Below are 24,822 nucleotides of genomic sequence, written 5' to 3'. Positions count from 1 at the left end.
CGCACAATGACCCTCTTCCCCGACTTGCTCAACCTGCCCCATCAATTGCGCCACCCCGAGGTGCGCGATCTGGCGTGGGTGATCCTCGCACCACCGATGCTGACCCATACCCCCTGGCCCCAACGCCATCCATTGGCAGGCAGCGACTGGGTCCAGGCGCCGGAGCAACTGGAGCACTGGCTGCGCGAGCTGGACCGCAACTGCCAACCACTCCTGCACTGGCTCGAACTGGCCACCACCCGACGCCTGGGGCGCTATTACGAGCGCTTGTGGCAGTTTGCAGTGCAGCATGCCCCGGGCGTCGAGCTGATTGCCGCGAACCTGCCGATCCGCCTGGGCGGGCATACCCTGGGTGAGCTCGATTTAGTGCTGCGAGACCGCGACGGCGTGCATCATCTGGAACTGGCGATCAAACTCTACCTCGGCCCCCAGGACGGTGATGGCGCAGACCCTGCGCAATGGCTAGGCCCCGGCAGCAATGACCGCCTGGACCGCAAGCTCAAGCATTTCTGCCAGCACCAGCTACCCATGTCCAGCCGCCCGGAAAGCCGTGAAGTGCTGGCCGGGCTGGATGTGCAGGCGTTCAGCGCCCATTTGTGGCTTGGCGGCTACCTGCTGTATCCGTGGCCAGGACAGGCCCGACCACCAGCCGGTGCCAACCCGCAACACCTACGCGGGCGCTGGTTGCATCAGCGCGACTGGCCGGCGTTTATCCGCCAGAGCGCCACCGGTTGCTGGCAACCCCTGCCCCGGCATGCCTGGCTGGCTCCGGCGCGCTATGGTCCTGAGGGGATATGGGCGGCACAACAGCTGGATATCTGGCTGGCAGAACTGCACCCGCAAGCACCGGCGCAGCTGCTGGTTCGCCTGACTGAAAACGATGAGGGCGACTGGGAAGAGGCTGAACGCCTGTTTCTGGTTTCCGATCTTTGGCCTAATGTGCCGGGAAGCCCTGAAAACTGACACATCTCAAGTGCAAGATTGCTCAAGCCACTTAGAGTAAAGGAACTCCGTCAACAAGAACGGGGACTTTAGACCTGAACCGTGAGGAACCACCATGACCTGGAAAAGCACCGCCCATCACTACAGCCGGATGTCCATCGCCCTGCACTGGCTGATGGTGCTGCTGTTTATATTGATCTACGCCTCGATCGAGTTTCGCGGGATCTTCCCCAAGGACAGCGACGGGCGCAACCTGATGAAGGATGCGCACTTCATGCTCGGGTTGACGGTGTTTGCACTGGTCTGGCTAAGGCTGCTGGCCCGAACCCTGGGCGTTGCGCCGAAAATCACCCCGACACCACCCGCCTGGCAGACCGCTCTGGCCACTTTGATGCACTGGGCGTTGTACCTGTTCATGATCGCCATGCCGGTGCTGGGTTACCTGGTGCTGAGCTACAACGACAAGCCGGTGTACTTTTATGGTTTCGATATCCTGCCCCTGACCGCCAAGGACCCGGACTTCGCCAAGCAGATCAAGAGCTGGCATGAACTGGGCGGTACCATCGGTTACTGGCTGATCGGCCTGCATGCCGTGGCCGGTCTGGGGCATCACTATCTGATCAAGGACAACACTTTGCTGCGCATGTTGCCCGGGCGTTCTTAAAGCCCCAGGTCAAACCCCCGGCGGCCTTGCAGGCCGCCGGTGTGAACAAACACCACACGCATTCCCCGTGTAATGACCCCCTTTTCAACCGCCTGGGCCAGTGCCATCAAAGCCTTGGCCGTGTAAAGCGGCTCCAGTGGCATGCCACTGGCCACTTCATTGGCCCGCATAAACGCCAGCAAGGCGTCGTCCACCTTGGCAAAACCGCCACGACTGGCATCGACCAGCTCAAAATTTCGCTCCTGCAACCCGCCAGCCTGCAAAATGGCCTCAACCTGCGGGGCCACGCCGTGGTCCTCGGGAACCGCCAGCGCGCCATATACCCGACGCCTACCCTCCTCGCCCAGCACCAGCCCGGCCAGGGTGGTGCCGGTCCCCGCGGCCAGCCACCAAGCGTCGTAATCTTGCCAACCTATAGTCGCCAATTGCTCGCGCACCCTGCTTACCAACGGCATGCAACCCAGGGCCCCCGCCAGCCCGCCGCCACCCTCGGGCACCTGATGCAGGTTCGGGTACAGGGCCTGCCACGGTTGCCAAAAGTCCGGTTCATGCCGCGCCCGATACCCGGCAAATCCCAGCCAGTGCAGTTGCATGCCAAAGCGCTCAAGGTCGAGCGTGGTGGGGGTTTGTTGAGGGTGACCGCGCAACAGCCCCACGGTGGCAAAGCCAAAACGCTTGCCGGCAGCTGCCAGGGCATGCAAATGATTGGAATGGGCGCCGCCCAGGCTGATCAGCCCGTCAGCCCCTGCTGCCCGTGCCCTGCGTAAATGGTCAGTGAGCTTGAACCACTTGTTGCCGCTGATCAGCGGGTCGATAAGGTCCAGCCGCAATACGGCTGCTTCGATCCCGGCCTGCTGCAGCCACTCTACGTTTAAAGGCTGCAAAGGTGCATGAGGGTAGGAGTCGATCAGAGACAGCATTAAGGGTCGATTTCCTCTAAAAACAGGGATTTTACTTCATTGCCCCGTATTCAACATGCTTTTTGATACAGGCCGCTTACATATCAAGCCTGGCTAACTTTACCTACAACTTACGACTACAACATTAAAATGCCTACTAAATCACAAGAAAAAAACTCTATTCCCCAAGACCAAGCTCATGCAATCTGAGGGAGCTGGCAGACTACGCCGGTATCTTTCCCTACAAACAACTATGAAAAGACCGAAAGATATGAACATCAACTGTATTAGCGCAATGTTACTTGGCAGCCTATGTTCCTTGAGTGCATTCACCCCTGCTCTAGCGCAGGAGCAAACACTGTGGTGGAGAAGTCACGAGTCAAAGCCCGGATTCGTCGAAGCCCTGGCAGAATTCAACCTTTCACCACAATTATTGAACAGCGATCCCGACAAGGCCCTCACAGACAGCAATGATCCTCTGACACCCCTCTACTGGATCCGCAAAACACTAGAGCAATATACTGGCGACACCTCAGGAAATTACAAAGTCCCTGTAACCGAAGGTCATACTAATGGACGAAACAGGACAAGCATGCATGGCAGGCATGGTTTTTTTACTACCCCTGTATTTTTGAGCACCTCACAGTCTGTAGAAATCACAAGAACCCCATCCGACAGCAATATAACTTGCAGTGCCTGGACCATCCCAGACTTCAATGTGCCTTCAAGTTTACATGATGAGCTCAGGCTCCCTGCTGCCCCGACCGAGTACACGGTCACTTACACAGCCTCCAGAAATGGGACTCTGCTGCTTTCGTGCCAAGACCCGACACGCGACATGCAGAACGCCGGAAAAATGATTCCCCTACACGTCAACAAGGGCAATGCACAACATGTACCGATGTTTATTTTTGGCATAACAACAAAAGAAGAATGGAAAACAACCCTCAGCCAACAGCCCAATCCATCAGGAGAGGTGCTGTTATTCGACGGGCGGACCCGCTTCTACATGCCAGCTAAAGTCGCTAACCGCAACAAGAACATTGACATTATGCGGTTAATGCGCGAGCACCTGCTCATGACACTGGTAAACGACCGGCTCAATGGATTTGACAGTCAGTCGATAGCGGCCCCGCTCGACTTGCCCACGCCAGGCTTGATCAATGCTTCTTATGCTGCATGTTGCAGTGCATCAGGTGGCCAGGGACTCATCAAGATCAACTTTGGCGGAGCTGCCGTTCCCACCTCATGGGGTTACTGGCATGAATACGGCCACATGAATCAGGTCGGATGGACGTGGGGGGGGCTCTCGGAAGTTACGGTCAACCTTTACTCAGTCGCCGCTTGCCGTCGCCTTCAAGGGTCGTATGAATTGAAGGACTGTCATCCGGGCGCTGCCTACTCGGACAAAACCTGGGATCGGGAATCCGTGGGCAACTATTTAAAATCAGGCAAGGCTTATAACTTTGACGGCGCAATTGAAGGAGGAGACTTTAATCGCTCGGTCATGTTCAACCAATTGGCGGCCTCCTATGAGAACCTTTACCCCCAACTTGGAAAAGCTTTTCGTAAAGAGTTCAACTATGCAGACAACGCGACTGCTTTCAATACCAACGCCAAGAAAAAAGATTGGTTCGTTGTCAATGCCAGTCGTTTTTCCGGCCGTGACCTAAGAAGCTTTTTCGACAAATGGGGGGTGGCTTACTCAGCCGAAGCCAGCAAGACCATCGCAAACATGGAACTGGCACAACCTTTACAACCTGTAGGAGCTGACACCCGCAATAACTGGGCTATCGCGGCAAACAGTGCAAGTTCAACACATGGTCAGATGCAGGATGGTAGTGCAAAAAATATTGCATACGTCGCATACAACATCAATGAAGGCCCTGTGGACTTGACATGGGCAGACTCCAACTACACGAAACTGATCGTGCCTGCCTGGGATCAATCAAATAAAATCAGTTACCTCACCTTCCGGGGCACACGCAGCAACGGGGGCTGTGCAAAACGCTCTTTAAACTCCGCGACTGGCTGTGCTCAACCGGGTTACAGCTATTGGAACATCGAATACCACCCTCAAGACAATCCTGGGCTTAAAGGCAACCTAAGAGGCCGTATTCAACTCGCTGCAAGGGATTGGAAGTTACCTGCCTGGGGTGCCCAACTGGATATCCCGTTTACAGTGGCTGATACATTTCAATAAATGTATTAACAGTCTGCGGGCACGTGTATCCCTGCCAGCTTAAGCGTGGCTTGACTGTAGTCCTTTTCGCTCGAAGGGAGGAGAGGACTACACGCTTTCTTGGTCGGAGTCCAAAGCCACTCAGCAGGCCCACTGCCCGTCGGCTTTCATCCACATTTCGGCCAATAAACTGACTCAAGCACAGGCTTCTTGGTAAGGTGTGCGCCGAATTTCGTAGCCAGCTAACGACCTGCTGGCTGCTGCTATCTGTTTTCTGACGCGAGACACCCCGGATATGCCTGAGCCGATCCCTCTTAAAGATCACGATTCCGAAAAACGGCTGGTCAATAAAAGACTGATCGCCTGTGCGGCGCTGGTGCTGGCTATCAGCTGCGCCCTGATCGGTCGCATGTATTTTCTGCAAGTCACCGAGTTCGACTACAACTCCACGGTCTCCGAGAACAACCGGGTGCACGTGTTGCCCATCCCCCCGGAGCGCGGTTTTATCTATGACCGCAACGGCGTGCTGCTGGCCGATAACCAGCCCAGCTTCAATATGACCATCACCCGCGAGCGGGCTGGCGATACCGCCAAGGTGCTGGATTCGGTGATCAGCATCCTGCACTTGCCCGAAGAAGATCGCGCCGTATTTGCCAAGGCGATGAAACAGGCGCGCCATCCGTTTGACCCTTCAACCCTGCTGTACGAGCTGACGGAAGATCAGATCGCCCTGCTGGCCGTCAACCAGTTCCGCCTGCCGGGTATCGATGTCGAGGCGCAATTTGTACGCCACTATCCGCAGGGCGATCACTTTGCCCACTCAGTCGGTTATGTCGGGCGCATCAACGAGAAAGAAGCCAAGCAGCTGAATGCCACTCAATACCGTGGCACCCAATCGATCGGCAAAACCGGCATCGAACGCTTCTATGAGAACGAACTGCACGGTCAGGTCGGTTTTGAAGAAGTCGAAACCAATGCACAGGGCCGGGTCATGCGCGTGCTGCGCCACACCGATGCGGTGGCGGGCAAGAACATCGTGCTGAGCCTGGATATCAAATTGCAGGAAGCCGCTGAGGATGCCCTGGGCGACCGCCGTGGCTCGATCATTGCCCTGGACCCGAAAACCGGCGAGGTGCTGGCGATGGTCAGCAAACCGAGTTTCGACCCCAACCTGTTCGTGACCGGTATCAGCTCCAGGGACTACTCGGGCTTGCGCGATTCCATCGACAAACCGCTGTTCAACCGGGCCCTGCGCGGGCTGTATGCACCGGGATCGACCATCAAGCCCGAGGTGGCGATTGCAGGGCTGGACAGCGGCGTAATTTCCGCCTCGACCCGGGTGTTTGACCCCGGCTATTTCCAGTTGCCCAATGTCGACCACAAATACCGCAACTGGAACCACAGTGGTGACGGCTGGGTGGATTTGAACGCGGCGATCATGCGCTCCAACGACACCTACTTTTACGACCTGGCATCCAAGCTGGGCATTGACCGCATGCACGATTACATGGCCGAATTCGGGCTGGGGCAAAAAGTCTCGCTGGACATGTTTGAAGAGTCATCTGGCCTGATGCCGTCCCGCGAGTGGAAGCGCAGCACCCGCCGTCAAGCATGGTTCCCTGGCGAAACAGTGATCCTGGGCATCGGCCAGGGTTATATGCAGGTTACCCCGCTGCAACTGGCCCAGGCCACCGCGCTGATTGCCAACAAGGGCGTATGGAACCGTCCGCACCTGGCCAGGACCGTGGACGGTACGCCGCCGGTGGATGAACACCCGATCCCCAATCTGGTGCTGCGTGATCCGCGGGACTGGGATCAGGTCAATCACGCCATGCAGTTGGTGATGCACGACCCGCGCGGTATTGCCCGGGCAGCAGCCCAGGGCGTGCAATACCGGATTGCCGGCAAAAGCGGTACGGCGCAGGTGGTGGCAATCAAGCAGGGCGAGCGTTACAACCGCCTCAAGACCGCCGAGCGCAATCGGGACAACGCCCTGTTTGTTGGCTTTGCCCCGGCGGAAGATCCGCAGATCGTGATTTCGGTGATGATCGAGAACGGCGAAGCCGGTGGCCGGGTGGCCGGCCCGGTGGTGCGCAAGGTGATGGATGCCTGGTTGCTGGACAACCAGGGCCTGCTCAAGCCGCAGTACGCCAGCCCGCAGGTCAAGGGCCATGCCACGCCGCATGTTTGAAAGCCGCACCCTCGCCCTCAGGGTGAGGGTGGCCATGGCGATTTGACTCAAGCTCGCGAGTCACCCACTCTTGCACCCCATATGCATGCCTGTTTCTGGATATTGGATGACCCAGCCCCGCCGTTACCTCGTAATCAGCCTTGTGTCAGCACTTGTTGCCGGCGGCCTCTGGTATTCGATGCGCCCTGATCCTGCCGCCCCTACTCCTTCGGTAAACCAGCGCTACTCCATCGCACTGGATATGGCCCATAACGGCAAACCCGGTGCAGCCCGCGTGCTTTACCAGCAACTGGCTCGCACCGACTTGACCGATACCCGCCGCGCGGGCCTGCATGCCGAACTGCCCAACTACCCGAGCCCGCAAGCGCTCAAGCTGGCCGACGCCGATTTGCATAATCCTTCACCCCTGGTACGCAAAGCCGCGATCCAGAGCATAGTCGGGCTGGTGCCCAACGCCCAGCGCACGCTATTGCTGGGACCATTGCTCGATGACAGCGAACAGAGTGTGCGTTTTGCGGCTGCCAATGCCCTGCTTGGTCTGTCGCCAGATGAACAGGGGCTGTACTTCGGCCCCTTGCAGCAAGTGGTCGACGAATTCGAACGCGATCTCAAGACCCGCCCCGATGATCCGCAGGCTCAAGGCCAACTTGCCCGGCTGTACCTGCATGAAGGCCAGCTGGACGACGCCCAGGCTGCACTGGAACAAGTCACCCGCCTGGACCCCGACAACCTCAAGGCTGTCGTCGCGCAAATCGAACTGCTGGACAAGCGCGGCAAAGCCGACCAGGCCCGGCAATTGCTGGCCAGACAACTTCAAGCCCATCCTGACTCAGCCTATCTGCAGCATGCCCTGGGCATCTGGCTGCTCAATCACGGCCAGACCGAGTACGCCCTGCTTGGCCTTGCCAGGGCCGTGGAGCTGGAGCCCGACAACAGTGATTACCGTTACAAACTGGCCACAGCCCTGCACGACCTCGACCAACTGGAAGCCGCGCAACGTCAGCTCGAAGAGCTGCTGCAACGCCAGCCTGCCAATCGCAAGGCACGCGTGTTGTTGATTCGCTACTGGAAGGAGGCCGGGCAATTGCAGAATGTGCAGGTGCTGCTCGCGCAACTGGAGCAGCAAAACCCGGATGACCCGGCGTTGCAGCAGGGCTTGTGAAGCACTGAACCTGCAGTGGCGGGCTTGCTCGCAATGCAGGCAAGCCGGCCTGTCTGAGGGGCGCGGGTGATGCCATCGCGAGCAAGCCCGCTCCCACAGGTTTCGGCATGAATCAGATGCTCAGGCCAGCAGCTTCTGGATCTGCGCCTGCAAGGTATCGAGGTCGAACGGCTTGGCCAGGATCGGCGCCGTCAGGGTAATGGGGCTGCCCGTGTCGCGGATCTCGGCCGGGTAACCGCTGATAAAAATGACTTTCAGGTCCGGGCGCAGCTTGAGCGCAGGCTCGGCGATCTGTACCCCGGAAATCCCCCCCGGCAAACGGAAGTCGGTAACCATAAGGTCCAGATGCGGCTTGCTCGCCAGGATCTCGAACGCCTGTTCGCCGTTTTCGGCCTGCAAGACCCTGTAGCCCTCGCCCGACAGATAGGCGCTCAGGACCATCAGGATTGAAGGATCGTCTTCGACAATCAAAACAACATCTTGCGCATCTTCACTCATAGGAAACCTTAATTCATGCCATCGCTGCCAGTATGACCCCAGGCGCGGTCATAGGTTGCGCCCAATTTATGTCTTTTGTACCAACGGCAGGCAAACCCTGAATAATGCCCCCTCACCCAATGTACTCTGCACGCTGATGGTGCCGCTGTGCGCAGCCACAATCTGCTCCGAGATAAACAGCCCCAGGCCTAGACCTGCAGTGACATGGCTGGCTGAAACCCGTTCGAATTGCTGAAAAACCCGCTGCTGGTTTGCTTCGCTGATACCGATGCCCTGATCGCGCACATCGACCACGGCTTGATCGTCGTCAATGTAAACAGATACCTCAATGGGCTTTTTCGCACCATAACGTAGGGCATTAGTTAGCAGGTTGCTGATTACCTGCTCGATCCGGAACTCATCCCACTGCCCCACCACCGGCTGCACCGCCGTGAAGTTGACGCTTGATTGCGCTGCGCTGATCTGTGCGGAGAAGCTCTCCAGCAACTGTGCAACGACCTGGGCCAAATCAACCGGCGCAGGGCGGATAGACAGCTTGCCGGTGCGAATACGCGACACATCGAGCATGTCTTCAATCAAGCGAATCAGGCTCTGGATCTGGCGTTCGTCACGCTCGACCATGGCCTGCATTTTGTCCAGGGTAAATGCCGCGGCGTTGTCGCGGGCCAGGTGCATCTTGCGCAGCTGGGTCTCGAGAATCAGCCCGTTGAGCGGCGTTCGCACCTCATGGGAGACGATCGACATAAAGTCATCACGCATTCGCACAGCATGCTCCAGCTCCACCTGGGTCAACTGGAGCTGCGCCAGCAGGGTCTCCTGCTCGCGGCGGCTCTGCTCCAGCGCTTCGACCTGCTGCTTCATGGCCTTGCTCTGACGATACAGCTCAACGAACACGCTGACCTTGCTTTTGACCGCATGGATATCCAGCGGCTTGTGCAGAAAGTCTACCGCACCGCTTTCGTAGCCCTTGAAGGCATAGTTCATCTCACGGCCGGCGGCACTGACAAACACGATGGGGATGTTTTTGGTCTTGGCCGTACCACGCATCATCTCGGCCAGTTCAAAACCGTTCATCCCGGGCATCTGCACATCCAGAATGGCCATTGCGAACTCGTGCTGCAACAGCAGCGACAACGCCTCGTCGGCAGACAGGGCCTTGTAGACGAGGCGATCCTCACGCTTGATCAGCGCTTCAAGGGCCAGCAGGTTTTCCGGCAGATCATCGACGATCAGCAGTTTGGCTTGAATATCATTTAGCAGCATTGGATATGTTCCAGCTCGACAAGCAGACGGCCAATGCCGCGCAAGGGAAGGATGCAGTCCGGTTGAAAAAGCTCCAGGGCTGCGCGGGGCATGGTCGATACATGGGCTTCGTCCGGGTCCTGGATAATGGTCAGGCCGCCCGCCTGCTTGACCTGGCTCAGCCCCAGCGCACCATCGCGATTGGCACCTGTGAGCAATATCGCGGCCAGGCGTTGTTGATACACGTCGGCCGCAGACTCAAAAAGGTAATCAATCGCAGGTCGCGAAAAATGCACCCTCTCCTCCTGGCTCAGGGAAAAACTCTGATCCTGCTCCACCGAGACATGGTAGCCGGGCGCGGCAAAATACAAGGTACCCGGCTCGATCGGCTGCTTGTCCTGAACCTCCCGCACCGGCAGGGCCACGCGCTTGGCAAACACTTCCGCCAGCTGGCTGCGGCGCTCGTCGGGCAAGTGCAACACCACGATGATCGGCAGACAATAGCCAGGTCGCAAATCGCCCAGCAGGGCCAGCAAGGCTTCGACCCCGCCCGCCGAGGCACCGATCACCACGGCTTCTACTGGTCTGTGTGCAGCCATCAGGCTGTGCCGGGCTGTCATAGCTTGCGGTAGATCCGTTCTTGCTTGAGCACCGGGGTGAACTGTTTGCTGTAGTTCGAAAAATCCAGGGTTTCCTTGCTGCCCAGCATCAGAAAGCCACGGTGGCAGAGCGATTCATGAAACAGGCCAAAGGCTCTGTTTTGTAAATCTTTATTGAAGTAAATCAATACGTTACGGCATGAAATTAAATTGGTTTCTGAAAACACGCTGTCCGTTGCCAGACTGTGGTCGGCAAAGGTCACGTTCTCACGCAACGTCTTGTCAAAAATCGCGTAGTCGTAGGCGGCGGTGTAGTAATCGGCAAACGAACGCTGACCACCGGCCTTCTGGTAGTTGTGGGTATAGGCGCGAATGTTCTCCAGGGAAAAAATCCCCTGCTTGGCTTTTTCCAGAGACCGCGGGTTGATATCAGTGGCGTAAATGATAGTGCGATCCAGCAAGCCTTCTTCGCGCAACAGGATGGCCATGGAGTAAACCTCCTCACCGGTGCTGCACCCCGCAATCCAGATTTTCAGCGACGGGTAGGTCTTGAGGATGGGCACCACCTCCTGGCGAATGGCCAGGAAGTGTTCCGGATCGCGAAACATCTCGCTCACTGGAATGGTCAGGAACTGCAATAACTGCATAAAGGCCGTAGGGTCATGCAGGATGCGCTCCTGCAAGGCCGAAATGGTCTGGCAATCGAACTGACGCAATGCATGATTGACCCGGCGCTTGATCGAAGCGCCGGAGTAATCGCGAAAGTCGTAACTGTATTTGAGATAGATCGCTTCAATCAGCAACCGTAACTCGATATCGGTGTTTCGTTGCACTTAGAGTCGTTCCATTTTCGGTAGCCAGACCCGGATCAACGAAAACAGTCGATCCAGATCGATAGGTTTGGCCAGGTAATCATTGGCGCCTGCCTGCAGGCAACGCTCCTGATCGTCCTTCATCGCCTTGGCCGTCACCGCAATGATTGGCAGCTTGCGCCAGCGCGGGTTCTTGCGAATTTCGACGGTGGCCTCGTAGCCATCCATTTCCGGCATCATCACGTCCATCAACACCAGGTCGATGTCTTCAACTTCATCCAGGCGTTCGATGGCTTCGCGGCCATTACGGCCGATCACCACAATGGCGCCTTTTTGTTCCAGTGCACTGGTCAGGGCAAAGATATTGCGTACATCGTCATCCACCAACAGAATCTTGCGCCCTTCGAACACCTTGTCGCGACTGCGGGCGGTCTTGAGCATTGTTTGCCGCTCATGGGACAACTGAGATTCAACTTTGTGCAGAAATAATGTCACTTCATCGAGCAAGCGCTCCGGTGAGCGGGCGCCCTTGATGATGATCGAGCGCGAATACTTGCGCAGTTCAGCCTCTTCATCGCGGGTCAGGTTACGCCCCGTATAAACAATAACCGGCGGGAACGAGCAGATTTCCTCGGTGGACATGCGCTTGAGCAAGTCGTTGCCGAGCATGTCCGGCAGTTTGAGGTCGATGATCATGCAGTCGTAGATCGTGTCGCGCAGCAGGTCCAGTGCCTCCTGGGCAAAACCTACGGCGGTGATTTCAATGTCATCGTCGCCGATCAGGCGGGCAATGCTGTCACGCTGCAGATCGTCGTCCTCTACCAGCAGCACGCGCTTGACCTTCTGGGTCAGCTTGGCTTCCAGGCGGGCGAAGACGTTTTTCAGCTCTTCACGGGTGGTCGGCTTGACCGCGTAGCCCACCGCGCCCATATGCATCGCGGCCTCGACCCGATCCTCGACGGAAATCACATGCACCGGTATATGCCGGGTCGGCGCAAGGGCCTTGAGGCGCTGCAACACGGTGAGCCCCGAGTGGTCCGGCAGGCGCATGTCCAGCAGGATGGCATCGGGAATAAACTGTGCGGCCAGGCTGAAACCTTCGTCGGCACCGTGGGCGACCAGGCAACGATAGCCGAGTTCATGAGCAAGATCGAAGAGGATATGCGCAAAGTTGGGCTCATCTTCAATCACCAGGATGCAACGCGTGGCAAACGGCGCCTGCTCGCGATCATCCATAAAGCGCGCAATCTCTACCGGTGGCACAACGACGGGTAACGGCTGAGACCTGAGGGCCGCGGGTGCTGGCCGTGGCGCGGCAGTGGCGGACAGTTGCGCCAACTCCTCGGCCGACTCCACATATTGCTCCGGCAGCACCAGGGTAAAGGTGCTGCCCTGCCCCGGCTCGCTGCTGACCGTGATCGAACCACCGAGCAAGGTCGCCAGGTCGCGGGAGATCGACAGGCCCAGGCCAGTTCCGCCGTAGCGGCGGTTGCTGGTGCCATCAGCCTGGCGGAAGGCTTCGAAAATGCTTTCCTGCTGATCCGCGGCGATGCCTATGCCCGAATCGGTCACAGCAAAGGCCACTCCTTCTCCCGGCTCACGGGACACGACCAGGCTGACCTGGCCTTTCTCGGTGAATTTGACCGCATTGGACAGCAGGTTTTTCAGGATTTGCTCCAGACGCTGACTGTCGGTGTAGATCATCGGCGGCGTGCCGGGTTGAACTTGCACGTCAAAGCCCAGGGATTTTTCACCTGCCAGTGGCTGAAACATCCCGCGCAAGCCTTCAACCACACGCCCGACGCTGGTGTTCTCGGGGCGCACTTCAAGCTTGCCGGCTTCGACCTTGGAAATATCCAGAATGTCGTTGATCAGGTTGAGCAGGTCATTGCCCGCCGAGTAAATCGACTCGGCAAACTTCACCTGCTCTGCGCTAAGGTTTTGCTGCGGGTTCTCGGACAGCAGCTTGGCCAGAATCAGCGAGCTGTTCAACGGCGTGCGCAGCTCATGGGACATGTTGGCGAGGAACTCCGACTTGTACTTGCTGGAGCGCTGCAACTCATCCGCGCGGTCTTCAAGCTGGATCTGGACCCGATTCAGCTCGGTGTTCTTGCGATCCATCGCGTCACGCTGGCCAGCCAGCTCTTCGTTGGTCTGCTCAAGTTCGGCCTGCTGGGTTTCGAGGCTGGTTTGCGACTCTTTGAGGATGCGCGACTGCTCTTCGAGTTCTTCGTTGGCGGTTTTCAATTCTTCCTGCTGGACTTGCAGCTCCTCGTTGAGCTGCTGGGTTTCGGCCAGCACTTCCTGCAGGCGCTGACGATAGCGGGCAGCTTCGATCGAAGTGCCGATATTGTCGGCAATCAGTTCGAACAGCTCGATATCGCGCGCGCTCAGCGGGCGCAGAAACCCCAGCTCAATCACCCCGTTGACCCGGTCATCATCACTGGTCGGTACCACCAGCACACTGTGCGGGCTGCCCTGGCCCAGCCCGGAGGTTACTTTGAGGCTGTAGTCGGCAGGCACATTGTCCAGACGAATCAGCTTGTCCTGCTGCGCGGCCTGCCCGACGATGCCTTCGTCGTTGTGAATCAGCTGGTCCTGTACCTCTTGCTCACGGGAAAAACCGTAGCTGGCTACACGCTTCAGGCCGCCATGATCTTCACGCACGTAAACCGCCGCCACCACCGACCCCAGATACTGGGCGCAGAATTGCAGGATATTGCGCCCCAGCATATTCAGGGTCAGACGCCCCAGCACCTGTTCGGCCAGTTCAGTCTGACCGTTGCGTAACCACGCCTGCTGCTCCAGGCGCTGCGCAGTCTTGATCTGCGACTCGAAGACATTGTTATAACTATTTGAAAGCTCTATTAAATCTCGACGTCCTACATAGGCCAGAAAGCCGCTCAAGCCCAGTACAAAACACAGGTACAGGGCGATACAGATAATCGTGGTACGGCTGACGTCTTCACTGCGCGCCATGCGCAGCTGCTGCTCCATTTGAATAAAATCGTCATATTCCTTACGGATTTCATCACTCAGGCGCTTGCCGCGTCCGGCCTGCACTGCCGAACGGTAGTCACCGTCCTGGCGGCGCAGGTCGACCATCGACTGTGCGTAGACATTCCACTCATCCTGCAACGCTTCAAGACGCTTGAGGCGGTCAATCTGCTGGGGGTTATCGCTGACCAGCTCCTGCAAACCTTTTAATTGCACATTGATTTGCGGCTTGGCGACGGCATAGGGGTCGAGGAAATGCTCATCACCGGTGATGAGAAAACCGCGCATGCCGGTTTCGAGGTCGACCGTCAGGCGCACCGCGTCATTGGCATTGCTGATGACCCGATCACTGTGCTCGACCCACCTGATCACCGACAGCAAATAGCTGACCATAACCACAAACAATGCAGCACTGAGCACACCGACGGCCAAAGGCAAACCGACGTTGCGACTCAGGAGCTTGCGAAAGCTTCGCTCGTCGATTGATGCAGGTGCGTTCATTTTCAGGCCCGTGACAGTCATAAAAAACTGGAGTTTGCCGGATTATCGAGCAATAGTTCTAATTTCTTACCTTTAAATACGTTTTTACACACATAGGGAGGCAGGTGAAGGCTATGCTTACTCGCTGTGGCAACTGCGCTTAAATTTTTATCGAGATCATGATTATGTCCGCAACACCCTCCACCATCCTTGTGGTCGAAGACGACGCCATTGTTCGCATGCTGATCGTTGATGTACTGCAAGAACTGGAGTTCAGCGTGCTTGAAGCCGATGGCAGCGAGCGCGCTCTGGAACTGCTTGAGGACACAGCCCGTAACATTGACCTGCTGATGACCGACGTTGGCCTGCCGGGAATGGACGGCCGCACACTGGCTGCCAAGGCCCGCGAACTGCGCCAGACATTGCCAGTGCTGTTTGCCAGCGGCTACGCCGAGACCCTGGAGATTGCAGAAGGCATGGCGGTGATCGGCAAGCCTTTCTCCATTGACCAACTGCGCGCAAAAGTCAAAAGCATGCTGATCAATGCATGAGAAGTCTGTGGGAGCGGGCTTGCTCGCGATCGCGTCACTGCGGTGCCCCTGAAAGACCGCGTTACCCGCATCGCAGGCAAGCCACACACATGAAAATCAAAAGCCAGGCATACCTCTGCAATTGACGGCCCCACAGCGCTGTGGTTTCCTACACATCTTGTATCAGGTGCCCTTCACAGGGTGAAACGGGAAACCGGTGCGTCAGGCTTTTGCCTGACAAGTCCGGCGCTGCCCCCGCAACGGTAAGCGAGAGAAACATCACGTCCACTGTGCCACTGGCATGGGAAGGAGATGTTTGCAGGTTCAGCCCATGAGCCCCTCGCAAGCCCGGAGACCGGCCTGATTATTTCGAATAACAAACCCGCGGTGGGCGGGCGCTGTTAAACCCTGCGAGCTTCGTTCGCGGGGTTTTCTTGCGCTTTGCTGCCCGTCGTCCGACCCGAGGCAAGCGCCATGTCCATCAGCACCAGCCGTACCCACTCCGCTGCGAGTAGCACCACCCAAAGCCAACGTATCGTGGCCGCTGTCGGCGCTGCCGTACTGGGCGCTTTCCTGGTTTACTTCGCCGGTTTTTCGCATATCGATGCCGTGCACAACGCAGCTCATGACACCCGTCACAGCTCCGCCTTTCCGTGCCATTGAGACTGCCTGCCATGATCACGCGTATCGCTCGAACGGCAGGCTTTACCGGCCTGCTGGCCGCCCTGCTGCTGACCCTGCTGCAAAGCTTTTGGGTTGCCCCGCTGATTCTGCAGGCCGAAACCTACGAAAAACCCGCTGCTAGCGAAGTGCACGAACATGCCGACATGGCCATGCCTGCACATGAGCATGACGCCGAGGCCTGGGAGCCGGAAGATGGCTGGCAGCGCGTGCTGTCCACCACCGGTGGCAACCTGGTGGTCGCGGTGGGTTTTGCCCTGATGCTGGCGGGCCTGTACACCCTGCGCGCACCCGCCCGCACATCCCAGGGCCTGCTCTGGGGCCTGGCCGGCTATGCCGTGTTCTGCCTGGCGCCGACCATGGGCTTGCCGCCTGAACTGCCGGGCACTGCCGCGGCGGATCTGTTGCAACGCCAGCTCTGGTGGGTCAGCACTGCAGCCTCGACGGCCGTGGCCATTGCCCTGCTGGTATTTGGCAAGCATTGGGCACTCAAAGTGCTGGGGGTGGCGATTGTGCTGGTGCCGCATCTCTTTGGCGCGCCGCAGCCGCTGGTGCATTCAAGCCTGGCACCTGAGGCACTGGAGTCGCAGTTCAAGCTTGCCGCACAACTGACCAACCTGGCTTTCTGGCTGGCACTGGGCGTGATCAGCGCCTGGCTGTTCCGGCGCAATCCTGCAGGTCAGTACTCGGCATGACAGCGACCGGCGCAGCGCCAAGCCTGGTGATTGGCCTGGGTTGTCGCCGGGGTTGCAGCGCACAAGCGCTTTTGGCGTTGATCGAAGACAGCCTGAGCCAGGCCGGCATTGCACTGAGTGCGATCCGTGCCTTGGCCAGTATTGACCTCAAGCGCCACGAGCCCGGGCTGCTGCAACTGGCAACAGAGCTAAACCTCGAGCTGGAACTGTTCAGCGCCGCGCAAATGGCCGAGTTTTCACCCCGGCTCAGCCATCGCTCGGCTACCGCGTTCGCACAAACCGGTTGTTTTGGCATTGCCGAAAGTGCTGCCCTGGCCCTGGCCACACAGCTGGCCGGGGCACCGGCGGCTTTGTTGATCACACGTAAAAAAACCTCCATGGCGACCTTTGCGTTAGCCTGCGCCCGGTAAAACCCGCGATAATCGCCCGCCTCACTATGAGCGTTGTTCACGAACAGCTCTATCTCGACCTTTTCAAGAGACTGCCATGACCGTTTATTTCATCGGCGCCGGGCCCGGCGATCCAGAGCTGATTACTGTCAAGGGCCAGCGCCTGATTCGCAGCTGCCCGCTGATCATTTATGCAGGTTCACTGGTGCCGCAAGCGGTCCTGACAGGCCACCAGGCCGAGCAAGTGATCAATAGCGCCGAGCTGCACCTTGAACAGATCATCGAGCTGATCAAGGTGGCCGACGCCAAAGGCCAGGATGTGGCCCGCGTACACTCCGGCGACCCGAGCCTGTATGGCGCGATTGGTGAACAGATACGCTGCCTGCGCGAGCTGGGCATCGCTTTTGAAATCATTCCGGGAGTGACAGCCACGGCGGCCTGCGCAGCCATTTTGGGAGCGGAACTGACCCTGCCTGATATTTCCCAGACCGTGATCCTGACCCGCTATGCGGAGAAAACCGTGATGCCCGCCGGCGAAGAACTGGCCAGCCTGGCACAGCACAAGGCAACCATGGCGATTCATCTGGGGGTCAAGAATCTGGACAAAATCGTTGCCGAGCTGATCCCGCACTACGGTAGCGACTGCCCTATTGCCGTGATTCACCGTGCCAGTTGGCCAGATCAGGACTGGGTGCAAGGTACGCTGGCGGATATTGCGGCCAAGGTTCAGGCCAAGGGCTTCCGGCGTACCGCGCTGATTCTGGTGGGCCGGGTGCTGGCCAATGACAGTTTCGCCGAGTCGTCGCTGTACCGGGCGGGGCATGCACACTTGTATCGACCTTGAGTGCAGCCTGAGGGCTTTTAAACAACCATAAAAAAACGGTGCTCACGGGGCACCGTTTTTTCTTCAGCTTCGCAGCGAACGCCCTGTTAGTAGTAGGCGTTTTCTTTCTGCGAGTGGTCGGTCACGTCACGTACGCCTTTGAGCTCCGGCACACGCTCCAGCAAGGTGCGCTCGATGCCTTCACGCAAGGTCACGTCCGCCTGGCCGCAGCCCTGGCAACCGCCACCGAACTTGAGCACCGCGATACCGTCTTCAACCACTTCGATCAGGCTGACCTGACCACCGTGGCTGGCCAAACCGGGATTGATCTCGGTTTGCAGGTAGTAGTTGATACGCTCGTTGATCGGGCTGTCGGCGTTGACCATCGGCACTTTGGCGTTTGGCGCCTTGATGGTCAGCTGACCACCCATACGGTCCGTTGCGTAGTCCACCACGGCATCGTCCAGGAACGGTTCACTGAAAGAATCGATCCAGGCCGTGAAGCTTTTCAGGCCAATGGCGGTGTCTTCAGGTTTGACTTCAGCCGGCTTGCAGTAGGCAATGCAGGTTTCAGCGTACTGAGTACCGGGTTGGGTGATAAAAACGCGGATACCGATACCCGGGGTGTTCTGCTTGGACAGCAGATCAGCCAGGTAATCGTGGGCAGCGTCGGTAATCGTTATGGCGCTCATGGAATCTCCTCGCAGACATGGGACGCAGTTTACGCCAATCGGCGCGCCTGACAAAGTCCTAGTATTTTTGTCAGGAAAGCTGCGTCCCATTCGTTCAATTTCAACCGCCCCTTTACAGGTTTTCGTAGCGGTTCATGTCCAGTACGCCCGCTTCAACCGGGTCGGTTTCATTGATGTACTGGCCTATATCATGGAAGTACTGCCAAAACTGCGGGTGGCTGCGGCGGATGCCCCAACGCTCGACGATGGTGTCGAACGTTGCCTGATCCTTGCATTGCTCCATGGCCTCGACAAAGGCTTCGACCTGATCCGCAGGGATGTTGAACATGAAATTGGGGTAGCTGCTCAGCACTCCCGGGTAGATGGTCAAGGTGTCCAGCCCCGGCTCCAGGCGGTATTCCTCGCCCAGCATAAAGGCCACGTTGGTGTGAGCACGGTTGCGCAACATGCTGTACATCTCGCGCTTGCCGTCTGCAGCTTCGATACGCAGCATGGTGGCTTCAGGCAATTGATTGATCACGTCCAGCCCGGCAGCAGGCCGCGAGGTCAAACGGCTGAGCGCTTGCTCGGCGTATTTGAATTCCTGCGCAATATTGGGCCGTGAGCAGTATGCACCCGAGCAGCGGTTGATCGGGTCGGGGCGCGCATTCAGGGTGCCGGTGCGCTCAATCAGCTTGAGGGCGAAGTCACGCTTGGGGTCGGCCGGGTCGAGCTTCATGCCGGTCGGGGTGTCTGTGTCAATTTTCTGGTAGTCCATCCACATCTTCAGCTTGCCGCTGTTCTGATACCAGTCGCTGAGGATCGACGCTCTGGAATCGGCGGGCATCAGGCGCAGGAAGTTGACTTCGGCACCGTTGCGGATCAAGTCAAAGTACAGACGGGTCTGAGCCTGGTGCGAGACATTGCCGAATACGTCGAAGTTGACTGCCAACTGGTAGTAGGTGCGCTCCAGCAACGGGTAGTCGAACAGCCACATGGTTTGCGGGATCTCGCCGATCAGGCCCTTGCTGACACTGGCGCTGTCAAAGTGGCGGAATACCGTCAGCAAAGCGTTGTCGTTGCCCGCCCACAGGGTCGACCAGCTTGGAGGCGGCATATCGGCATAGGCCTTTTGCCGCAGCTTTTCATAGTCGTTACGCTTGTCGCGGTAGTTGTGCCACAGCGAAATAACGCTGCCAACGTCGTCGATCTGCCCGGGCATTGCCAGCAAGGGCGTTGCCAGACCGCGATACACCGCGTCGGTGACATAACGGTCGCGGGCAGGCTCCTGAAACACGGTCCAGAAGTTGTCGCGGATTACATCGGTGGCAATTTGACCACGGCATACCGGCCCGCGGATAAAGGTGCGCACAAAGTATTCAGCGTTATCGAGCATAAATTGATAGCGCGCGACTGCCGGGATAGCCTCAAAAGTTTCAAACGGATTGGCACGCCCGCGTGGCCCGTAACCCGGCAGTTTGGTGGCATGCCAGTCGCCGCTGTAGAACAGCTGCTTGACCCGCGCCAGCTTATGCGCCCCCATCGGGTAGGTGATATGGGTCTTGTGCACGATCACGCCCTGCACCGGCTGCAAGCGATAGTAAAACGCCGTGCCCGGGTCATCGTTGGGGCGACGGGTGGCGATCAGGTCGACAGGTTGCCCGCTGGGCGTGCGCGAGCGCACCCATTGGAAATAATGCCCCGGCACACCGTTGTCAAAATAGGTATGGGCAAGAAACAGATGCTCGTACAACCAGCGCGCCACCAGTGCTTCGGTGGAACCCGGACGGTTGAACAGCTCTTCCCACTCGGCAATTTGCGCAGCCTCGACCGCTGTGGGCTTGATGGCCTGCTGATCAACTTTAGCGCCCTGCGCCAGCCAGGTCTGCACGGTGCTGTATTGCTGGTCGGTCAGGCCGGTAACGGCCAGCGGCATACCCTCCCTGGGATGGCTCTGGGCATAGGCATTGAACTCACCGGGCGCGGGGCAGACGTTTTCGCGGTTCAGGCCCAGGACGATGTCTTCGGGCAATTTGGCATTCGGGGTCAACGGCGTGCTATGCCCCAGCTCCAGCATGCGGGCCATCAGGGCTGCTTGAGCGCCCTGGGCGTCGAGTACCGAGTAAAAGCCCTTGTTGCGCCATTCATTGGGGCCGCTGGCATCGTAGAAAATCCGCGTTGGTGCCACGGCATCCACCCGGTCGCCCTTGTAGACCGGTACCTTGCTCGCACCGCGGGTCGCGCCCTCTGCACTGCCGAGGTTGAGCTGGCAGGCCGCATCATTGCAAGCGTGGCAGGCAACGCATTTTTCGGTGAGGATCGGCTGGATATCCCGCGTATAGGAAATAGCCGGGCTGACCAACGGGGCCTGTGCCAACGCTGTACTGCACACCACCAGCGTCACGGCGCTGGTGAGTAGGCGAAAAAACATGTGCCATTGTCCTGATATCAAAAATATGTCGCGATTCTACCTGTCGAACAAACGTCGGAACATGAATCAAATTCATGTAAAACAGCAGACGCTCAAATCCCACGCAGGTTTGTTATGATTTCGCATCTTTTGCATGGCTCTAACAGGTAGTCCTATGTCTGACCGCAGCGCTCGTCTCCAAGCACTTCAGCAAGCCCTCAAAGAGCGCATTCTGATTCTCGATGGCGGCATGGGCACTATGATCCAAAGCTACCGTCTAGAGGAACACGACTATCGTGGCACACGCTTCGCCGACTGGCCGAGCGACGTCAAGGGTAACAACGACCTTCTGGTGCTCACCCGCCCCGACGTGATCGGCTCGATTGAAAAGGCCTATCTGGATGCCGGTGCCGATATTCTCGAAACCAACACCTTCAATGCTACCCAGGTTTCCCAGGCCGACTACGGCATGCAGGCACTGGCCTACGAGCTAAACGTAGAAGGCGCCCGCCTGGCGCGCAAGGTGGCTGATGCCAAAACGCTGGAAACCCCGGACAAACCACGCTTTGTTGCCGGTGTACTGGGCCCGACCAGCCGCACCTGCTCGCTGTCCCCGGACGTAAACAACCCCGGCTACCGCAACGTGACTTTCGATGAACTGGTGGAGAACTACACCGAAGCCACCAAAGGCCTGATCGAAGGCGGCGCCGACCTGATCCTGATCGAGACCATCTTCGACACCCTCAATGCCAAGGCCGCGATTTTCGCCGTACAGGGCGTTTTCGAAGAGCTGGGTGTCGAGTTGCCGATCATGATTTCCGGCACCATTACCGACGCCTCCGGGCGTACCCTGTCGGGCCAGACCACCGAAGCATTCTGGAACTCGGTGGCCCACGCCAAACCGATTTCCGTGGGTTTGAACTGCGCCCTGGGTGCCAGCGAACTGCGTCCGTACCTCGAAGAGCTGTCGAACAAGGCCAGCACCTACGTCTCGGCGCACCCCAACGCCGGCCTGCCCAACGAATTCGGCGAGTACGACGAACTGCCGGCGGAAACCGCCAAGGTCATTGAAGAGTTCGCCCAGAGCGGTTTCCTCAACATTGTCGGCGGTTGCTGCGGCACCACGCCGGGGCATATCCAGGCCATCGCCAACGCCGTAGCCGGTTATGCTCCGCGCCCGATCCCGGACATTCCAAAGGCCTGCCGTCTCTCCGGGCTTGAACCGTTCACCATCGATCGCAGCTCGTTGTTCGTCAACGTCGGCGAGCGAACCAACATCACCGGTTCTGCCCGCTTCGCCCGGCTGATTCGCGAAGACAACTACACCGAAGCCCTGGAAGTGGCCCTGCAACAGGTTGAAGCCGGTGCGCAGATCATCGACATCAACATGGACGAGGGCATGCTGGACTCGAAGAAGGCCATGGTGACCTTCCTCAACCTGATCGCCGGCGAGCCGGATATCAGCCGCGTACCGATCATGATCGACTCCTCCAAGTGGGAAGTGATCGAAGCGGGCCTCAAGTGCATCCAGGGCAAGGGCATCGTCAACTCGATCAGCATGAAAGAAGGCGTCGAGCAGTTCATTCATCACGCCAAACTGTGCAAGCGCTATGGTGCCGCCGTGGTGGTGATGGCTTTCGACGAAGCCGGCCAGGCCGACACCGAGGCGCGCAAAAAAGAAATCTGCAAACGCTCCTACGACATTCTGGTCAACGAAGTGGGCTTCCCGCCGGAAGACATCATTTTCGACCCGAACATCTTTGCCGTGGCCACCGGCATTGAAGAACACAACAACTACGCTGTGGACTTCATCAATGCCTGTGCCTATATCCGCGACGAACTGCCCTATGCCCTGACCTCGGGCGGTGTATCCAACGTGTCGTTCTCGTTCCGTGGCAACAACCCGGTTCGTGAGGCGATCCACTCGGTGTTCCTGCTGTATGCGATCCGCAACGGCCTGACCATGGGTATCGTCAACGCCGGCCAGCTGGAAATCTATGACCAGATCCCGGCCGAGTTGCGCGATGCCGTGGAAGACGTGGTGCTCAACCGCACCCCCGATGCCACCGACAACCTGCTGGCAATTGCCGACAAGTACAAGGGCGATGGCAGCGTCAAGGAAGCCGAAACCGAAGAGTGGCGCAGCTGGGACGTCAACAAGCGTCTGGAACATGCACTGGTCAAGGGCATTACTACCCATATCGTTGAAGACACCGAAGAGTCGCGCCTGTCGTTCAAGCGCCCGATCGAAGTGATCGAAGGCCCGCTGATGTCGGGCATGAACATTGTCGGCGACCTGTTCGGTGCGGGCAAAATGTTCCTGCCCCAGGTGGTCAAGTCTGCCCGCGTGATGAAACAGGCCGTGGCCCACTTGATCCCGTTTATCGAACTGGAAAAAGGCGACAAACCGGAAGCCAAGGGCAAGATCCTGATGGCCACGGTCAAGGGCGACGTGCATGACATCGGCAAGAACATTGTCGGCGTGGTGCTTGGCTGTAACGGCTACGACATCGTTGACCTGGGCGTGATGGTGCCGGCAGAGAAAATCCTGCAGGTAGCCAAAGAGCAGAAGTGCGACATTATCGGCCTTTCCGGCCTGATCACGCCGTCGCTGGATGAAATGGTGCATGTTGCCCGCGAGATGCAGCGTCAGAACTTCCACCTGCCACTGATGATCGGCGGTGCGACTACATCCAAGGCGCACACCGCAGTCAAGATCGAACCCAAGTATCAGAACGATGCCGTGATCTATGTCACCGACGCTTCTCGCGCCGTGGGCGTGGCCACGCAATTGCTGTCCAAGGAACTGAAACCGGCCTTTGTTCAGAAAACCCGCGAAGAGTACGTTGAGGTCCGCGAACGCACCGCCAATCGTAGTGCCCGCACCGAGCGCCTGAGCTACCCGGCATCGATCGCCAAAAAACCGCAGTTCGACTGGGCCGGCTACCAGCCGGTCAAACCGACCTTCACCGGCGCCAAGGTACTGGACAATATCGACCTCAAGGTACTGGCCGAGTACATCGACTGGACGCCGTTCTTTATTTCCTGGGACCTGGCTGGAAAATTCCCGCGCATCCTCACCGACGAAGTCGTCGGCGAAGCGGCCACGGCGCTGTATGCCGATGCCCAGGAAATGCTCAAAAAACTGATCGACGAGAAGCTGATCAGCGCCCGGGCAGTGTTCGGTTTCTGGCCGGCCAATCAGGTTAACGATGACGACCTGGAACTGTACGGTGACGATGGCCAGCCATTGGCCAAACTGCATCACTTGCGCCAGCAGATCATCAAGACCGACGGCAAGCCGAACTTCTCCCTGGCCGACTTTGTCGCGCCCAAGGACAGCGGCGTGACCGACTACGTGGGCGGTTTTATCACTACCGCAGGCATCGGTGCCGAAGAAGTGGCCAAGGCGTATCAGGACGCGGGGGACGACTACAACTCGATCATGGTCAAGGCCCTGGCCGATCGTCTCGCCGAGGCCTGCGCAGAGTGGCTGCACCAGCAGGTGCGGACCCACTACTGGGGCTACGCCAAGGATGAGCAGTTGGCCAATGAAGAGCTGATCAAGGAGCAATACAGCGGTATCCGCCCTGCTCCCGGCTACCCGGCTTGCCCGGACCACACCGAGAAAGCCACCCTGTTCAAGCTGCTGGATCCGGAGGCCGAAGAGATGCGTGCGGGCAAAAGCGGCGTGTTCCTGACCGAGCACTACGCCATGTTCCCGGCGGCAGCGGTTAGCGGCTGGTACTTCGCACATCCGCAAGCGCAGTACTTTGCGGTGGGCAAGGTCGACAAGGACCAGATCGAAAGCTACACGGCGCGCAAAGGGCAAGATTTGAGCGTGACCGAGCGCTGGCTGGCGCCAAACCTGGGGTATGACAACTAACAGGTAGCAACGCTCCCGACACCCTGCAGTCGCTGCCGGATGCGATCGATGACCAATCGATCGCAATGT

General features: G+C 58.3%; 19 protein-coding genes and 1 riboswitch. Of the genes, 11 read left to right on the top strand and 8 right to left on the bottom strand.

Annotated features, from left to right (window positions below; translation table 11 throughout):
- The first annotated feature begins 6 nt into the window (after window positions 1–6).
- Window positions 7–963: a DUF1853 family protein gene (locus ACP7BE_RS03320; protein ID WP_095000387.1), complete on the top strand. Its 957-nt coding sequence runs from the start codon at window positions 7–9 to the stop codon at window positions 961–963.
- Window positions 964–1,057: 94 nt separating this feature from the next.
- The gene (locus ACP7BE_RS03315; RefSeq protein WP_095000388.1) at window positions 1,058–1,606 is read left to right on the top strand and encodes a cytochrome b; all 549 of its coding nucleotides are present in this window, start codon (window positions 1,058–1,060) and stop codon (window positions 1,604–1,606) included.
- Here ACP7BE_RS03315 and ACP7BE_RS03310 read toward each other — a convergent pair.
- Entirely contained in the window at window positions 1,603–2,526 is a 924-nt protein-coding gene (locus ACP7BE_RS03310) for a 1-aminocyclopropane-1-carboxylate deaminase/D-cysteine desulfhydrase (RefSeq protein WP_426104717.1), read from the bottom strand. The two genes, ACP7BE_RS03315 and ACP7BE_RS03310, sit on opposite strands and share 4 nt — an antisense overlap.
- Before the next feature lie 250 nt (window positions 2,527–2,776).
- On the opposite strand from ACP7BE_RS03310, the gene ACP7BE_RS03305 reads away from it, so the two are divergent.
- The 3 genes from ACP7BE_RS03305 (at window position 2,777) to ACP7BE_RS03295 (ending at window position 8,040) form a co-directional block, all read left to right on the top strand.
- The gene (locus ACP7BE_RS03305) at window positions 2,777–4,708 is read left to right on the top strand and encodes a M60 family metallopeptidase (protein ID WP_176464262.1); all 1,932 of its coding nucleotides are present in this window, start codon (window positions 2,777–2,779) and stop codon (window positions 4,706–4,708) included.
- Between the two features lie 274 nt (window positions 4,709–4,982).
- Window positions 4,983–6,878: a penicillin-binding protein 2 gene (gene mrdA, locus ACP7BE_RS03300; RefSeq protein WP_095000391.1), complete on the top strand. Its 1,896-nt coding sequence runs from the start codon at window positions 4,983–4,985 to the stop codon at window positions 6,876–6,878.
- Window positions 6,879–6,984: 106 nt separating this feature from the next.
- The gene (locus tag ACP7BE_RS03295) at window positions 6,985–8,040 is read left to right on the top strand and encodes a tetratricopeptide repeat protein (RefSeq protein ID WP_095023583.1); all 1,056 of its coding nucleotides are present in this window, start codon (window positions 6,985–6,987) and stop codon (window positions 8,038–8,040) included.
- Between the two features lie 120 nt (window positions 8,041–8,160).
- Here the strand turns inward: ACP7BE_RS03295 and ACP7BE_RS03290 are convergent, their stop codons facing one another.
- The 5 genes from ACP7BE_RS03290 to ACP7BE_RS03270 form a co-directional block, all read right to left on the bottom strand.
- Window positions 8,161–8,538, bottom strand: coding sequence for a response regulator (locus tag ACP7BE_RS03290; RefSeq protein WP_095000393.1), 378 nt, complete (start codon window positions 8,536–8,538; stop codon window positions 8,161–8,163).
- 66 nt (window positions 8,539–8,604) lie between these two features.
- The gene (locus ACP7BE_RS03285; RefSeq protein WP_095000638.1) at window positions 8,605–9,798 is read right to left on the bottom strand and encodes a hybrid sensor histidine kinase/response regulator; all 1,194 of its coding nucleotides are present in this window, start codon (window positions 9,796–9,798) and stop codon (window positions 8,605–8,607) included.
- Window positions 9,792–10,379, bottom strand: a complete 588-nt coding sequence (locus tag ACP7BE_RS03280; RefSeq protein WP_095000639.1) for a chemotaxis protein CheB — start codon at window positions 10,377–10,379, stop codon at window positions 9,792–9,794. The genes ACP7BE_RS03285 and ACP7BE_RS03280 overlap by 7 nt, the downstream gene beginning before the upstream one ends.
- Before the next feature lie 17 nt (window positions 10,380–10,396).
- Window positions 10,397–11,212, bottom strand: coding sequence for a CheR family methyltransferase (locus tag ACP7BE_RS03275; protein ID WP_095000394.1), 816 nt, complete (start codon window positions 11,210–11,212; stop codon window positions 10,397–10,399).
- A complete protein-coding gene (locus ACP7BE_RS03270) occupies window positions 11,213–14,689 on the bottom strand; it encodes a response regulator (RefSeq protein ID WP_095000640.1) in 3,477 nt (1,158 codons plus the stop codon).
- Between the two features lie 164 nt (window positions 14,690–14,853).
- Here ACP7BE_RS03270 and ACP7BE_RS03265 point away from each other — a divergent pair, with 164 nt between their 5' ends.
- The 5 genes from ACP7BE_RS03265 to cobM all read left to right on the top strand — a co-directional run bounded on the left by ACP7BE_RS03265 (window position 14,854) and on the right by cobM (window position 17,807).
- On the top strand, window positions 14,854–15,219 hold the full coding sequence (locus ACP7BE_RS03265; RefSeq protein ID WP_095024740.1) for a response regulator: 366 nt from the start codon (window positions 14,854–14,856) through the stop codon (window positions 15,217–15,219).
- A 147-nt stretch (window positions 15,220–15,366) separates the two neighbouring features.
- Window positions 15,367–15,576: riboswitch (cobalamin riboswitch) on the top strand.
- Window positions 15,577–15,672: 96 nt separating this feature from the next.
- Window positions 15,673–15,861 (top strand): CbtB domain-containing protein, encoded by a 189-nt coding sequence (locus tag ACP7BE_RS03260; protein ID WP_095000396.1) that lies wholly within the window; start codon window positions 15,673–15,675, stop codon window positions 15,859–15,861.
- A gap of 11 nt (window positions 15,862–15,872) precedes the next feature.
- Window positions 15,873–16,574, top strand: a complete 702-nt coding sequence (locus ACP7BE_RS03255) for a CbtA family protein (protein WP_150629004.1) — start codon at window positions 15,873–15,875, stop codon at window positions 16,572–16,574.
- Entirely contained in the window at window positions 16,571–16,984 is a 414-nt protein-coding gene (locus tag ACP7BE_RS03250) for a cobalamin biosynthesis protein (protein ID WP_095039093.1), read from the top strand. Before ACP7BE_RS03255 ends, ACP7BE_RS03250 begins: the two co-directional genes overlap by 4 nt.
- 76 nt (window positions 16,985–17,060) lie before the next feature.
- A complete protein-coding gene (cobM, locus tag ACP7BE_RS03245; protein ID WP_095000399.1) occupies window positions 17,061–17,807 on the top strand; it encodes a precorrin-4 C(11)-methyltransferase in 747 nt (248 codons plus the stop codon).
- A gap of 86 nt (window positions 17,808–17,893) precedes the next feature.
- On the opposite strand, the gene nfuA is transcribed toward cobM, so the two are convergent.
- Window positions 17,894–18,478, bottom strand: coding sequence for a Fe-S biogenesis protein NfuA (gene nfuA / locus ACP7BE_RS03240; RefSeq protein WP_016781101.1), 585 nt, complete (start codon window positions 18,476–18,478; stop codon window positions 17,894–17,896).
- Between the two features lie 112 nt (window positions 18,479–18,590).
- A complete protein-coding gene (locus ACP7BE_RS03235) occupies window positions 18,591–20,888 on the bottom strand; it encodes a fatty acid cis/trans isomerase (protein WP_095023580.1) in 2,298 nt (765 codons plus the stop codon).
- Between the two features lie 154 nt (window positions 20,889–21,042).
- Between ACP7BE_RS03235 and metH the strand changes: the two genes are divergently transcribed.
- Complete coding sequence (metH, locus tag ACP7BE_RS03230; protein WP_095020030.1) at window positions 21,043–24,753, top strand: methionine synthase; 3,711 nt, start codon at window positions 21,043–21,045, stop codon at window positions 24,751–24,753.
- The last annotated feature ends 69 nt before the right edge of the window (window positions 24,754–24,822 follow it).

Source organism: Pseudomonas sp. TWR1-1-3 (assembly GCF_049896805.1).
GTDB lineage: Bacteria > Pseudomonadota > Gammaproteobacteria > Pseudomonadales > Pseudomonadaceae > Aquipseudomonas > Aquipseudomonas bubulae.
This window is presented reverse-complemented; position numbering and strand designations above follow the sequence as displayed.

Bases quoted from the DNA above. Each gene is read 5' to 3' on its own strand.
- ACP7BE_RS03320 (WP_095000387.1), top strand. From the start codon at position 7: ATGACCCTCTTCCCCGACTTGCTCAACCTGCCCCATCAATTGCGCCAC.
- ACP7BE_RS03315 (WP_095000388.1), top strand. From the start codon at position 1,058: ATGACCTGGAAAAGCACCGCCCATCACTACAGCCGGATGTCCATCGCC.
- ACP7BE_RS03310 (WP_426104717.1), bottom strand. From the start codon at position 2,526: ATGCTGTCTCTGATCGACTCCTACCCTCATGCACCTTTGCAGCCTTTA.
- ACP7BE_RS03305 (WP_176464262.1), top strand. From the start codon at position 2,777: ATGAACATCAACTGTATTAGCGCAATGTTACTTGGCAGCCTATGTTCC.
- mrdA (WP_095000391.1), top strand. From the start codon at position 4,983: ATGCCTGAGCCGATCCCTCTTAAAGATCACGATTCCGAAAAACGGCTG.
- ACP7BE_RS03295 (WP_095023583.1), top strand. From the start codon at position 6,985: ATGACCCAGCCCCGCCGTTACCTCGTAATCAGCCTTGTGTCAGCACTT.
- ACP7BE_RS03290 (WP_095000393.1), bottom strand. From the start codon at position 8,538: ATGAGTGAAGATGCGCAAGATGTTGTTTTGATTGTCGAAGACGATCCT.
- ACP7BE_RS03280 (WP_095000639.1), bottom strand. From the start codon at position 10,379: ATGGCTGCACACAGACCAGTAGAAGCCGTGGTGATCGGTGCCTCGGCG.
- ACP7BE_RS03270 (WP_095000640.1), bottom strand. From the start codon at position 14,689: ATGAACGCACCTGCATCAATCGACGAGCGAAGCTTTCGCAAGCTCCTG.
- ACP7BE_RS03265 (WP_095024740.1), top strand. From the start codon at position 14,854: ATGTCCGCAACACCCTCCACCATCCTTGTGGTCGAAGACGACGCCATT.
- ACP7BE_RS03260 (WP_095000396.1), top strand. From the start codon at position 15,673: ATGTCCATCAGCACCAGCCGTACCCACTCCGCTGCGAGTAGCACCACC.
- ACP7BE_RS03255 (WP_150629004.1), top strand. From the start codon at position 15,873: ATGATCACGCGTATCGCTCGAACGGCAGGCTTTACCGGCCTGCTGGCC.
- ACP7BE_RS03250 (WP_095039093.1), top strand. From the start codon at position 16,571: ATGACAGCGACCGGCGCAGCGCCAAGCCTGGTGATTGGCCTGGGTTGT.
- cobM (WP_095000399.1), top strand. From the start codon at position 17,061: ATGACCGTTTATTTCATCGGCGCCGGGCCCGGCGATCCAGAGCTGATT.
- nfuA (WP_016781101.1), bottom strand. From the start codon at position 18,478: ATGAGCGCCATAACGATTACCGACGCTGCCCACGATTACCTGGCTGAT.
- ACP7BE_RS03235 (WP_095023580.1), bottom strand. From the start codon at position 20,888: ATGTTTTTTCGCCTACTCACCAGCGCCGTGACGCTGGTGGTGTGCAGT.
- metH (WP_095020030.1), top strand. From the start codon at position 21,043: ATGTCTGACCGCAGCGCTCGTCTCCAAGCACTTCAGCAAGCCCTCAAA.